Genomic DNA, 12,958 nt, shown 5'->3' with positions numbered 1-12,958 from the left:
GATGTGGGAATTGGTCCCGCGTTCCGCCTTGATCGCAATCAAGTTCCGCGCGCGTAACGCTCGGTAGTCTGGCCGCAATCTGAGCAATGCATCACGCATATTTCACAATAATGACAGGGGATTTAATCCCCGTATCAGGAGAACTCCGGATGAGCAAATTTCTTGACCGGTTCCGTTATTTCAAACAGAAAGGCGAAACGTTCGCTGATGGCCACGGCCAAGAACTGAACGTTAACCGTGACTGGGAAGACGGATACCGTAGCCGCTGGCAACATGACAAAATCGTGCGCTCTACCCACGGGGTAAACTGTACCGGTTCATGTAGCTGGAAGATTTATGTCAAGAACGGGCTAGTCACTTGGGAAACCCAGCAGACTGACTATCCTCGTACTCGCCCTAATTTGCCAAACCACGAGCCACGCGGCTGCCCGCGCGGCGCGAGCTACTCTTGGTATCTGTATAGCGCTAACCGCGTGAAATATCCGATGATGCGCAAGCGTCTGATGAAGCTGTGGCGTGAAGCGAAAGCTCAGCATAGCGATCCGGTAGACGCATGGGCTTCTATCGTTAGCGATACCGAAAAATCTAAAGAATACAAACAGGCGCGTGGTCGCGGCGGTTTCGTTCGTTCTAGCTGGAAAGAAGTGAACGAGCTGATTGCGGCATCCAATGTTTATACCGCCAAGCAGTACGGCCCAGACCGCATTATCGGCTTCTCGCCGATCCCTGCGATGTCGATGGTTTCCTATGCGGCGGGCGCACGCTATCTGTCGCTGATCGGCGGCGTATGCCTGAGCTTCTATGACTGGTACTGCGATTTACCGCCTGCGTCGCCAATGACGTGGGGCGAGCAAACCGACGTGCCTGAATCGGCTGACTGGTATAACTCTTCTTATATCATCGCTTGGGGCTCTAACGTTCCGCAAACGCGTACGCCGGATGCGCACTTCTTCACCGAAGTGCGTTACAAAGGCACGAAGACCGTGGCGGTGACGCCTGACTACGCGGAAATTGCCAAGCTGTGCGACCACTGGCTGAACCCGAAACAGGGTACCGATAGCGCCATGGCGCTGGCGATGGGCCATGTGATCCTCAATGAATTCCACGTTCAGCGCCAGACCGAATACTTTGCCGACTACGTGCGCACCTACACCGACATGCCAATGCTGGTGCTGCTAGAGCAGCGCGCAGAGGGGCATTATGCGGCAGGCCGTATGCTGCGTGCTTCTGACTTGGTGGATGGTTTAGGCCAAGAGAATAACCCTGAATGGAAAACCGTTGCGATTAACCAAAACGGCCAGCTTACCGCGCCGCAGGGGTCTATCGGCTATCGTTGGGGTGAGAAAGGCAAATGGAATCTCGAACAGCGTGACGGCGTGAGCGGCGAAGAAGTTAAACTTCAGCTCAGCCTGCTCGATAACTATGACGAGATTGCCGAAGTGGGCTTCCCGTATTTCGGCGGTATTAAAACCGGCGAAAGCGATCCGTTCAACAGCGTTGAGCTGAAAGACGTGCTGCTGCATAAGCTGCCGGTTAAACGCCTACAGCTGGCCGATGGTACAACGGCGTTAGTGACCAGCGTCTACGATCTGACCTTGGCAAACTACGGCATTGAGCGCGGCTTGAACGATGAAAACTGCGCGCAAAGCTATGACGACGTGAAAGCCTATTCTCCAGCTTGGGCTGAACTGGTGACCGGCGTAAGCAAAGAAAATATCGTGCGCATTGCGCGTGAGTTTGCGGAAAACGCCGAGAAAACCCACGGTCGCTCCATGATTATCGTGGGTGCCGGTGTCAACCACTGGTATCACATGGATATGACCTACCGCGGCCTGATCAACATGCTGATCTTCTGCGGCTGCGTCGGCCAAAGCGGCGGCGGCTGGGCTCACTACGTGGGTCAGGAAAAACTGCGTCCGCAAACGGGCTGGACTCCGCTGGCATTTGGTCTGGATTGGCAGCGCCCACCGCGCCACATGAACAGCACCTCTTTCTTCTACAACCATTCAAGCCAATGGCGCTATGAAACCGTTGGCACCGAAGAACTGCTGTCGCCAATGGCGGATAAATCTCGCTTCAGCACCAGCCTGATTGATTTAAACGTACGCGCTGAACGCATGGGGTGGCTGCCTTCCGCGCCTCAGCTCGGGACCAACCCGCTGCATATCGCTGAACAAGCCCGCGCCGCAGGCCTGTCTCCGGTGGATTACACGGTGAAAAGCCTGAAAGAAGGTTCGATTCGCTTTGCCGCCGAGCAGCCGGACGATGAGAAAAACTTCCCACGTAACCTGTTCGTATGGCGTTCAAACCTACTGGGATCTTCCGGTAAAGGCCATGAGTACATGCTGAAATACCTGCTGGGTACCGAACACGGTATTCAAGGTCAGGATTTAGGCCAGCAGGGCGGAGTGAAACCTGAAGACGTCGAGTGGAAAGACAACGCGGGCGAAGGCAAATTGGATCTGGTGGTTACGCTTGATTTCCGTATGTCGAGCACCTGTCTCTATTCCGATATCGTGCTGCCAACCGCCACATGGTACGAAAAAGACGATATGAATACGTCGGATATGCATCCGTTTATTCATCCATTGTCTGCCGCGGTCGATCCTGCGTGGGAATCCAAAAGCGATTGGGAAATCTATAAAGGTATCGCCGATGCGTTCTCGCGCATGTGTGACGGTCATTTAGGTAAAGAAACTGACATCGTTACATTGCCTATCCAGCATGACTCTGCTGCCGAATTGGCGCAGCCGTTTGGCGTGAAGGATTGGAAAAAAGGCGAATGCGATCTTATTCCGGGTAAAACCGCACCGCACATCATTGCGGTTGAACGTGACTATCCAAATACCTATGCGCGCTTTACGTCTCTGGGGCCGTTAATGGACACCTTGGGCAACGGCGGCAAAGGCATTAGCTGGAATACCCAGACCGAGGTCGATTTCCTCAAACAGCTTAACTATACCCAGCCAGACGGCGCAGCCGCTGGACGTCCGAAAATCGAAACCGCGATTGATGCGGCAGAAGTCATTCTGTCATTGGCACCTGAAACTAACGGACAGGTAGCGGTGAAAGCATGGCAGGCGCTGAGCAATATTACCGGTCGTGACCACACCCATTTGGCGCTGAACAAAGAAGACGAAAAAATTCGTTTCCGCGATATTCAGGCGCAGCCGCGCAAGATTATCTCTAGCCCAACGTGGTCAGGTTTGGAAGACGAACATGTCTCTTATAACGCCTGTTACACCAACGTGCATGAGCTGATCCCGTGGCGCACCCTGAGCGGCCGTCAGCAGCTTTATCAGGATCATGAATGGATGCGTGCCTTCGGGGAAAGCTTGCTGGTCTATCGTCCACCGATTGATACCCGCGCGGCGGCACCGGTGATGGGGAAATCCCCTAACGGCAACAAAGAGAAAGCGCTGAACTTCCTGACTCCGCATCAGAAGTGGGGCATTCACTCAACTTACAGCGATAACTTATTGATGCTGACGTTAGGCCGCGGTGGCCCAATTGTTTGGCTGAGCGAAGATGACGCCAAAGAGTTAGGCATTGAAGATAACGACTGGATTGAAGCCTTCAACGCCAACGGCGCATTAACCGCGCGTGCGGTGGTGAGCCAGCGTATCCCAGCGGGTATGACCATGATGTATCACGCGCAGGAACGTATCGTGAATATTCCTGGTTCAGAAATCACCAGCCAACGCGGTGGTATTCATAACTCGGTCACGCGTATTTCGCCTAAACCGACGCACATGATTGGTGGCTATGCTCAGTTGGCCTACGGCTTTAACTACTACGGCACCGTAGGTTCCAACCGTGATGAGTTTGTGGTGGTACGCAAGATGAACCGTATCGACTGGTTAGACGAAGAAGGTAATGACTACTCACAGGGTAGCCAGCAGGAGAAAGCCAAATGAAAATCCGTTCTCAAGTCGGCATGGTGCTGAATCTCGATAAATGCATTGGCTGCCATACCTGTTCCGTGACCTGTAAAAACGTCTGGACCAGCCGTGAAGGCACCGAATACGCGTGGTTTAACAACGTAGAAAGCAAACCTGGCGTAGGCTATCCCCACAACTGGGAAGACCAATCCCAATGGAAAGGTGGCTGGATCCGCAAGATTAACGGCAAGCTAGAACCGCGTATGGGCAACCGCGTGGGGCTGCTGTCGAAAATCTTTGCTAACCCTGATGTTCCGGGATTAGACGATTACTACGAACCGTTTGACTACGATTATCATCATCTGCAAAACGCGCCGGAAAGTAAGCATCAGCCGATCGCGCGTCCGCGCTCGCTGATCACCGGCCAGCGTATGAAGAAGATCGAAAACGGCCCGAACTGGGACGATATTCTGGGCGGCGAGTTTTCCAAGCGCGCCAAAGACCAGAACTTCGCCAACATGCAAAAAGAGATGTACGGCCAGTTCGAAAATACTTTCATGATGTATTTGCCACGCCTGTGCGAGCACTGTCTGAATCCGGCGTGTGTGGCAACCTGCCCAAGCGGCGCGATCTATAAGCGTTCGGAGGACGGTATTGTGCTGATCGATCAGGACAAGTGCCGCGGCTGGCGCATGTGTTTGACCGGTTGCCCATACAAAAAGATCTACTTCAACTGGAAAAGCGGTAAATCGGAGAAGTGCATTTTCTGCTATCCACGCATCGAGTCAGGACAGCCAACCATCTGTTCTGAAACCTGCGTAGGGCGTATCCGCTACCTCGGCGTATTGCTGTATGACGCAGATAAAATTGCCGATGCGGCATCGGCAGAAAATGAACAAGATCTGTATCAGCGCCAGCTGGATATCTTCTTGGATCCTAACGATCCGGCGGTGATTGAACAGGCCTTGAAAGACGGCATCCCGCAGGGCGTGATTGAGTCTGCGCAGAAATCGCCGGTGTACAAAATGGCGATGGACTGGAAGCTGGCTCTGCCGCTGCATCCTGAATATCGCACGCTGCCAATGGTGTGGTATGTACCGCCGTTGTCGCCAATTCAGTCGGCGGCCGATGCCGGTGCTTTGCCACATACCGGCGTATTGCCCGATGTTGAAAGCCTGCGTATCCCCGTTCAATATTTGGCTAATCTACTGACGGCGGGTGATACCGCTCCGGTGCTGCTGGCGCTGAAACGCATGTTGGCCATGCGCCACTTCAAACGTGCCGAAACCGTTGACGGGGTTATCGACACCAGCGCATTAGAGCAGGTGGGATTAACCGAAGCTCAGGCGCAGGAAATGTACCGCTATTTAGCCATCGCGAATTACGAAGATCGCTTCGTGATCCCATCAAGCCACCGTGAACAAGCGCGTGAAGCGTTCCCTGAAAGCAAAGGCTGCGGGTTTAGCTTTGGCGATGGCTGTCACGGCAGCGATACCAAGTTCAACCTGTTTAACAGTCGCCGCATTGATGCTATCGACGTGACGCAGAAAACGCCGCGTGATGCCGGTATTCATGGGGAGAAAAGCTGATGATGACGCTGCGTATTATCGCTCGTCTGCTGGATTATCCCGATGAGGCATTGTGGGAAAATCGGCAAGAGCTGGTGGAGGCATTAGATGATGCCAGTGAATTGACGCTGGCGCAGTCGGTGCAACTGCTGACCTTTATTAGTGATTTCACCCAAAACGATCTGATGGATGTTCAGGCGCAATACTGCGAACTGTTCGACCGAGGCCGTGCAACGTCTCTGCTGCTGTTTGAACACGTACACGGTGAATCCCGCGATCGCGGTCAGGCGATGGTCGATCTGATGGCACAATATAACGCCGCAGGTTTAGAGATCGACAGCCGCGAGCTGCCTGATTTTTTGCCGATGTATCTCGAATTCCTCGCTAGCCGCGATCTTGAAACGGCGCGTCAGGGATTGTTGGACATCGTGCCGATTCTGGCGTTATTGGGCGCACGTCTAAAAGATCGCCAAAGCCACTATGCCGTGCTGTTTGATCTGCTGCTGGCAGTTTCAGGCACTCACGTCGCCAGTGAACAACTGAGCGATAAAGTTGCGCAGGAAACGCGTGACGATACGCCGGCGGCATTAGATGCGGTGTGGGAAGAGGAACAGGTGAAGTTTCTGGGTGAAGAAGGCTGTGCTTCGGCACAGCAGAATGCCCATCACCGTCGTTTCGCAGGTGCGGTTGCGCCGCAGTATCTCAGTTTGGACGCCACGCCGGTGGCAGGAGAACGCTAATGAATTATCTCAACCAGTTCTTTTTCGATATCTATCCGTATCTGGCGGGGGCAATTTTCCTGATTGGCAGTTGGATCCGTTACGACTATGGACAATATAGTTGGCGTGCGGGCTCTAGCCAAATGCTGGATAAAAAAGGCATGCGTCTGGCGTCTAATCTTTTCCACATTGGGATTTTAGGTATTTTTGCTGGGCATTTCCTAGGAATGCTAACGCCGCACTGGATGTATGAATCATTCCTGCCGGTGCCAATTAAGCAAAAAATGGCGATGTTTGCCGGTGGTGCCTGCGGTGTGATGATGCTGATCGGCGGTGTGATGCTGCTTAAGCGGCGTTTAATGAACCCTCGTGTGCGTGCAACCTCAAGCGTGGGTGATATCTTAATCCTAACGCTGTTGGTGGTTCAGGTGTGCTTGGGGCTTCTTACCATTCCTTTCTCCGCCCAGCATATGGACGGCAGTGAAATGATGAAGCTGGTGGCGTGGGCACAATCTATTGTGACATTCCATACCGGTGCGGCTACGCATTTAGACGGTGTTGCGCTGATCTTTAAGCTGCATATCGTATTGGGAATGACGCTATTCGTGCTATTTCCGTTCTGTCGTCTCGTGCATATCTGGAGCGTTCCGGTTGAGTATCTCACCCGTCGCTATCAGCTAGTACGTAATCGACATTAATATTAAACCGGATAAAAAACTCCGTATGTCATTAAGAATACGGAGTTTTTTTTTGCGCTCTAAAAATATTGTGATGGCCCAATGAATCTGGACATTTCTGCTTATTTTTATTGATTATAATTACTTAATAAGTAATGTAGTGATGGTTTATGGATCTATTGTGATTATTAATTGATATTGTTTCATATATTTTTTATATAAACATGAGCGCACTATCTATGAGCGGATATACCGAACGCAATGCTTTGGGCAAAATAAAAGTTTTTGACCTAAATTTACTGACTGTTTTTGAAATGGTGTATACCCATTCGAGTGTGAGTTTGGCTGCCTCATCTATGGGAATGACACCTTCCGCCGTTAGCCAGTCCTTGCAGAAATTACGCAGTCATTTTAACGACCCGCTGTTTATTCGTGAAGGAAAGGGCATTTCGGCTACCACAGTGGCGACTAATTTGCATGAACAGCTGACGCAAAGTATGGAGCAGCTTGGCCGCGTGGTTAGCGTTTCATCCGAGAATGACTTGAAGAAGAAGTTTGTCGTTTACTCACCGCCGTTTATGGGAATGGCATTGCTGCCTGCGGTGCTGCAAGGCCTGCACAATGACGGCGTTGACTATGAAATTGTCCATCATAGTGGCTACACGGAATCGGTTAAAACCGAAGAGCTGCTGAGTTTTCGTAAGGCGGATATTATTTTCAGCACCAGCCCTTACACCAGTTTTTCAACGGTGTGTGTTCCCTGTGCTGAAACAGAGCTTTTATTTGTTTGTCGTAAGGACCATCCGCGATTAAACGGGGTACTGACTCGCGAATTGGCTGCGCAGGAAAAATTTACCGCATTTAACGTTGATGACCCTGAAATAGTGGCAGGGAAGATCGCAATTAATGACGCGCTGGGTAGCCGAAATACCGTTTTCTCAAGTAACTCAATGCTAACGATTATGAGCGTAGTGGAAAATACCGACACTGTTGGGGGGATCCCTATCGGTTTAATGCAGCGTTTCGCCGGTAATTTTAATGTACAAGTGTTAAAAACAGATTTTGCTATGCCGCGGGTAACGTTTTATATGATTTATAACCGCTCCTCCACGCATAATCCGGTATTTTCAGCGATGCTGGAGCGTTTAAAGAAAGAGATACCAGAATCTCTAAAAAGTGAAGTCAAAGAAGAAGGTTGATGGGCTTGTAAAAGCCCATCGTTTTACCGCTAGGCGATAGTGACGCTCTTATCTAAGTAAACATCCTGTACGGCGTTGATTAACGCAATGCCGTCTTTCATCGATTTCTTAAAGGCTTTACGGCCTAATATCAATCCCATACCACCGGCTCTTTTATTAATCACCGCGGTGCGCACGGACTCAGACATATCGTTTTCCCCGGCGGCACCACCGGAGTTAATCAGCCCTGCACGGCCCATATAACAGTTAGCGAGTTGATAACGAACGAGATCAATCGGGTTGTCGGTGGTGAGTTTGCTGTAGACGCGTTCATCGGTATAACCGAAATTCACCGCTTTATAGCCGCCATTATTCTCCGCCATTTTTTGCTTCACGATATCAGCGCCAATGGTGGCGGCCAGATGGTTGGCCTGCCCGGTTAAATCGGCGCTGGCATGATAGTCGACGCCATCTTTTTTGAACGCTGGATTACGCAGATAGGCCCACAGCACGGTAACCATCCCCAGCTCATGCGCACGCTCAAAGGCGGCAGAAATCTCTTCTATCTGGCGACGTGACTCAATGGAACCGAAGTAAATCGTGGCACCCACGGCCTGTGCGCCCATATTGAAGGCCTGTTCGACGCTGGCATACAGCGTTTGATCATATTGAGTGGGGTAGCTCAGGGTTTCGTTATGGTTAAGCTTAACGAGGAACGGAATTTTATGCGCATAGCGGCGCGATACGGAAGCCAGAACGCCATAGGTTGAAGCCACGCAGTTGCAGCCCGCTTCAAGCGCCAGTTCAACGATGTTTTTAGGATCAAAGTAGAGCGGGTTTGCTGCGAAAGATGCACCGGCTGAGTGCTCAACGCCCTGATCGACTGGCAGAATCGACAAATAGCCTGTTCCGGCTAAACGACCGGTATTGTACAGATTCTGCATGGCGGTCAGCACACGCGGCGAGCGGTTATTGTCGATCATCACGCGGTCAACAAAGTCTGCTCCGGGGAGATAAAACTGTTCTGCGGGTAGGGTGGTACAGCGATGTTGGAGCAGTGAATCGGCTTCTTTACCTAACAACTTAGCGATATCAGTCATGGTGAACTCCCGTCTTGGCTCAGGCAAATAACCTAGAGCAATGAGTGAAATTACTTAACAAGATATTAGCGGTTTGCTTACAGCCAGCCGGTACAATACATGCTTTATTGCACCCGCTCTAGATGAAGGGAGAAAAAGTGAGACTTGCCGCCGTCAGCCTGACAGGACGGCAATGTGTAAACGTTACTCGAACCAGTCTTTGTTTTGCTGCTCAATCGGCGTGATGGTGTGAATCATCTGCTGTAGATGAGCAAGTACGGCCTCTTCTGCGGCGTCGGCGTCACCTTTGGCGATCGCCTGATAGATTTTTTCGTGCTGGCTGATCAGGCTTTCCGGCGGTGAAACTTTGCTTAAGGTGAGAAAACGCACTCGGTCCATCGTTGCCTTGATGTTCTCAATGGTTTCCCAAGCTAGAGGGCAGTCAGCAATATCGGTCAGTAACTGGTGGAACCGATCGTCCAAGGCTAAGAACTCGCTGGTTTGTTGATGCTGAGCGGCCAGTTTTTGACGGCTAATACTGTGTTCGAGCAGCAGTAGTTGGCTTGGTGTTGCCAGTTCTGCGGCACGCCGTGCAATGCTGCATTCAATAGCGCAGCGAATAAAACGCCCGTCAGCCACGCGCTTAACCGATATTTTCTGCACAAAGGTTCCGCGCTGCGGCAGGATCTGTACTAATCCATTTTCCGCCAGTTTAATAAATGCTTCGCGTACCGGTTGGCGTGAAACGTTAAAGCGTGTCGAGATCTCTTTCTCTGAAAGCAGCGTACCGGGAGGAATGGTGCATTCAACAATGTCTTTACGCAGATAGCGATAGATTTGCTGATTCACTGGAACAGTGCCATTTAGGTCGTAATTCTGCTGAGGTGTAGACATCGACATACGTATGGGATCGTTGAGTTTTTATAAAAGTATCCGCATTTTAACAGCATTCAGGCATAAGTTTGCCTAAATCTTGTGATCCTGACGATGGGCCGAGAGCAATACCGTTAAGTAAGGCCCACCAGAGCGGGCCAAGAAATTAACACGCCGTTGATTTCAACGTGTGGGCAACGCTGTTCTTTGCTCCCCGTTCTAATAGCATGGCATACGCGGCGTTTATCGCCTGCACAAACGCGGGATCCTGAGGTAAATCAGCGCCAAATATGGCCTCGAGTGAAAGCAATGCTGACACTCTTTCACATCCTTCCGCTGAGTTTTGTACGCAGCGCTGAATATCAACCCGCAGCGGATCGCTAATCTCGATATGCTGCCCGCGTTCATCAATGCCGCCGACATAGCGCATCCAGCCTGCGATGCCCAACGCAAGAAGTTCAAAGCGGGAGCCGCGTGCGAGATGCCAGCGTACAGAGTCGAGCATTCGCTGAGGGAGCTTTTGGCTGCCGTCCATCGCAATTTGCCACGTGCGGTGTTTGAGTGCCGTGTTTGAATAACGAGTGATAAGCGAATCGGCGTATGCCTGCAAATCCACGTTGGGAACGCTGAGCGTGGGTGCTTGTTCATTCAGCATCAGCGCCCGTGCAGCATGGCGATAGTTTTCATCCTGCATGCAGTCATTAATGTGTGCATAGCCCGCTAGATAGCCTAAATAGGCTAAAAACGAATGACTGCCGTTCAGCATGCGTAGCTTCATCTCTTCATAAGGCAACACGTTGCTTACCAGTTCTGCACCAACGCGTTCCCAAGCAGGGCGACCGGCGACAAAATTGTCTTCAATAACCCATTGCCTGAAGGGTTCGCAGGCGACGCCAGCGGGATCGCGTACGCCGAGTTGCAGTGCGATTTGATCGAGCGTTTCAGCTGTGACGGCAGGAACAATGCGATCGACCATGGTGGAAGGAAAGGTGACGTTTTGCTCGATCCATTTAGCCAGTTCCGGCGACTGCGCCGCCGCCAGCCCGCAGATAACGTTGTGGGTAACATGCCCATTCTCTGGCATGTTATCGCATGACATTACCGTGAATGCAGGTAGGCCCAGCTCGTGCCGTTGAGCCAGAGCCGCAACGATAACGCCCGCTGCCGACTGTGGTTGCTGCGGATGTTGAATATCGTGCGCAATCAACGGGTGCTCAAGATTAAGCATGCCGCTGGCGGGATAGTGACAATAGCCTTTCTCCGTAATCGTTAGGGAGACAATAGCTACGTCCGGCTGGCAAAGCATATCCATAACCCGATCCAATCCATCAAGCTGAATATGCAACGCCTCTCGCACAATTCCCACGACGCGGCACTGCCAGTTTTGCGCCGACATTTCCGCTACGCTGAAGAGATTTTGCTGGTGGCGTAAATCGAGGATCTGTTGCTCGCCGCCGATAAGGTTAACTTCGCCATAGCCCCAATCGCTCTGGTGGTCGGCGGCTAATTGGTCGGCATAAACGGCCTGATGAGCGCGGTGAAAAGCCCCAAAACCGAGATGCACGATGCGGGTTTTCAACTGTTCGCGAGAATAGTTGGGAACGATAGCGTTCGCATGAAGTAAGTCGTTTTTCATCAATATGTCCATTAAGTCTGACAGAGATAAATCGGCCGCATTTTCCGGCAAGATTAAACGTGGTTCATTACCGCGGGCGTAGAAGCTGCCGGACGAATAACGAAGAACACCAGCAGCGCGCCCAGCGCTGCCACGCCGCCAGCCAAGATAAAGGCGCTGTCGAATTTACCGGTGTTTTGCACAATAAAACCGGTCACGATTGGCCCGACAATTCCTGACACGCTACCCACCAGATGAATAAAACCGCTGGCGCCGCCGATACGTGATTTATGCACCACGTCTTGAATGATCGCCCAGTAAATCGATCCGGTGACATAGAGGAAGAAAATAGACACCGACATCAGGATCACCGCAGGAACCACTTGGCTGACCGTGCCCGCCAGCGCGACGCAGATTGCGGCGGCCAATAGACAAACCACCAGTACAATTTTGCGCGACAGCAGCAGCTTGCCGGTGAGGCGGAATATCCAATCAGAGATAATGCCGCCCAAGGCTAGACCAATAAAACCAACGATCCAAGGAATGACCGTGGTGATGCTCATCTCTTTGATATTGAGGCCGTGGGCCTGAACCAGATAGGACGGAAACCAGCTGAGAAAGAAAAACAGAATGTAGTTGTAGCAAAAGAAAGCAAACGCGGTGGCCAGAATGATGGGCTGCTTCATGTAAAACATCAGCGAATGACCCGGCTGCTGGTTGTTGTCCGTGTTCAACTCTTCACTTTTTTGCTGAGCGATCAGTGCACGTTCTTCCTGGCTGACATGACGGTTTTTTTCCGGCGAATCTGAAGCGATAAAGAACCAGATCAGCATCCAGACAATGCCGATGGCGCAGATAATCATAAACGCAGGACGCCAACCGAAAGCTAAGGCTAAATATCCCACGATAGGCCCCGCAACGGCGCCGCCGAGCGGAGAACCGGCGCTCAGCAAGCCCATAGCGGTTGCCGCTTGCTTGCGTGGAAACCAGCCGTTAATCATTTTGTTGGCCGAGGAGCAAATAGGGCCTTCGGCCATACCGAACAACACGCGCAGGATCAGCATGGAATAAAAGCCGGAGGCCAGCGCGGTAAAACCGCAGAAAATTGACCAAAGCCCCACCGCAACGCCGAGCACGACTAGCGGGCCAAACTTGTCGACGGCGAGGCCGCCGATGAAATTGAAGATGGCGTAACCGAAGAAAAAACTGCCAAAAATAATGCCGAACTGTTCAGCATTGAGCGATAAGTCTTGTTCGATCATCGGTAACGTAATTGACAGTGCAACACGATCTAAATAGTTGATCATGTAGACTAAAAACAGCAGAAACACGATAGTCCAACGTAAATTCTTAGCCATAACTACCCCA

Annotated in this window: 9 protein-coding genes; 5 read left to right on the top strand and 4 right to left on the bottom strand. The window is 51.6% G+C overall.

Annotated elements, in window-relative coordinates:
- Positions 1–149: 149 nt before the first annotated feature.
- From AB3Y96_RS16345 to AB3Y96_RS16325, 5 genes are all read left to right on the top strand, one after another.
- Positions 150–3,917 carry a nitrate reductase subunit alpha gene (locus AB3Y96_RS16345; protein WP_367299710.1) on the top strand — a complete coding sequence of 1,256 codons (3,768 nt, stop codon included), beginning with the start codon at positions 150–152 and terminating at the stop codon, positions 3,915–3,917.
- Positions 3,914–5,470 carry a nitrate reductase subunit beta gene (gene narH / locus AB3Y96_RS16340; protein WP_367299709.1) on the top strand — a complete coding sequence of 519 codons (1,557 nt, stop codon included), beginning with the start codon at positions 3,914–3,916 and terminating at the stop codon, positions 5,468–5,470. The genes AB3Y96_RS16345 and narH overlap by 4 nt, the downstream gene beginning before the upstream one ends.
- Entirely contained in the window at positions 5,470–6,189 is a 720-nt protein-coding gene (gene narJ / locus AB3Y96_RS16335) for a nitrate reductase molybdenum cofactor assembly chaperone (RefSeq protein ID WP_367299708.1), read from the top strand. Before narH ends, narJ begins: the two co-directional genes overlap by 1 nt.
- Complete coding sequence (narI, locus tag AB3Y96_RS16330) at positions 6,189–6,866, top strand: respiratory nitrate reductase subunit gamma (protein WP_043494832.1); 678 nt, start codon at positions 6,189–6,191, stop codon at positions 6,864–6,866. The genes narJ and narI overlap by 1 nt, the downstream gene beginning before the upstream one ends.
- Before the next feature lie 218 nt (positions 6,867–7,084).
- The gene (locus AB3Y96_RS16325; RefSeq protein ID WP_072308625.1) at positions 7,085–8,044 is read left to right on the top strand and encodes a LysR substrate-binding domain-containing protein; all 960 of its coding nucleotides are present in this window, start codon (positions 7,085–7,087) and stop codon (positions 8,042–8,044) included.
- Positions 8,045–8,073: 29 nt separating this feature from the next.
- On the opposite strand, the gene fbaB is transcribed toward AB3Y96_RS16325, so the two are convergent.
- The 4 genes from fbaB to AB3Y96_RS16305 all read right to left on the bottom strand — a co-directional run bounded on the left by fbaB (position 8,074) and on the right by AB3Y96_RS16305 (position 12,948).
- The gene (gene fbaB / locus AB3Y96_RS16320; RefSeq protein ID WP_367299707.1) at positions 8,074–9,123 is read right to left on the bottom strand and encodes a class I fructose-bisphosphate aldolase; all 1,050 of its coding nucleotides are present in this window, start codon (positions 9,121–9,123) and stop codon (positions 8,074–8,076) included.
- A 183-nt stretch (positions 9,124–9,306) separates the two neighbouring features.
- Complete coding sequence (locus tag AB3Y96_RS16315; RefSeq protein ID WP_367299706.1) at positions 9,307–10,002, bottom strand: GntR family transcriptional regulator; 696 nt, start codon at positions 10,000–10,002, stop codon at positions 9,307–9,309.
- 139 nt (positions 10,003–10,141) lie between these two features.
- Positions 10,142–11,611, bottom strand: a complete 1,470-nt coding sequence (locus AB3Y96_RS16310) for a mannitol dehydrogenase family protein (RefSeq protein WP_367299705.1) — start codon at positions 11,609–11,611, stop codon at positions 10,142–10,144.
- A 53-nt stretch (positions 11,612–11,664) separates the two neighbouring features.
- Positions 11,665–12,948 carry an MFS transporter gene (locus AB3Y96_RS16305; RefSeq protein ID WP_072308629.1) on the bottom strand — a complete coding sequence of 428 codons (1,284 nt, stop codon included), beginning with the start codon at positions 12,946–12,948 and terminating at the stop codon, positions 11,665–11,667.
- Positions 12,949–12,958: the final 10 nt, after the last annotated feature.

Origin of the sequence: Hafnia alvei (genome assembly GCF_964063325.1) — a bacterium.
Lineage (GTDB): Bacteria > Pseudomonadota > Gammaproteobacteria > Enterobacterales > Enterobacteriaceae > Hafnia > Hafnia alvei_B.
The sequence above is the reverse complement of the archived record's forward strand: the minus strand, read 5'-3'. Positions and strand labels throughout refer to the sequence as shown.

Coding starts and splice junctions, on each gene's coding strand:
- narJ (WP_367299708.1), top strand. CDS start 5,470: ATGATGACGCTGCGTATTATCGCTCGTCTGCTGGATTATCCCGATGAG.
- AB3Y96_RS16305 (WP_072308629.1), bottom strand. CDS start 12,948: ATGGCTAAGAATTTACGTTGGACTATCGTGTTTCTGCTGTTTTTAGTC.
- AB3Y96_RS16310 (WP_367299705.1), bottom strand. CDS start 11,611: ATGAAAAACGACTTACTTCATGCGAACGCTATCGTTCCCAACTATTCT.
- AB3Y96_RS16325 (WP_072308625.1), top strand. CDS start 7,085: ATGAGCGGATATACCGAACGCAATGCTTTGGGCAAAATAAAAGTTTTT.
- narI (WP_043494832.1), top strand. CDS start 6,189: ATGAATTATCTCAACCAGTTCTTTTTCGATATCTATCCGTATCTGGCG.
- AB3Y96_RS16315 (WP_367299706.1), bottom strand. CDS start 10,002: ATGTCGATGTCTACACCTCAGCAGAATTACGACCTAAATGGCACTGTT.
- fbaB (WP_367299707.1), bottom strand. CDS start 9,123: ATGACTGATATCGCTAAGTTGTTAGGTAAAGAAGCCGATTCACTGCTC.
- AB3Y96_RS16345 (WP_367299710.1), top strand. CDS start 150: ATGAGCAAATTTCTTGACCGGTTCCGTTATTTCAAACAGAAAGGCGAA.
- narH (WP_367299709.1), top strand. CDS start 3,914: ATGAAAATCCGTTCTCAAGTCGGCATGGTGCTGAATCTCGATAAATGC.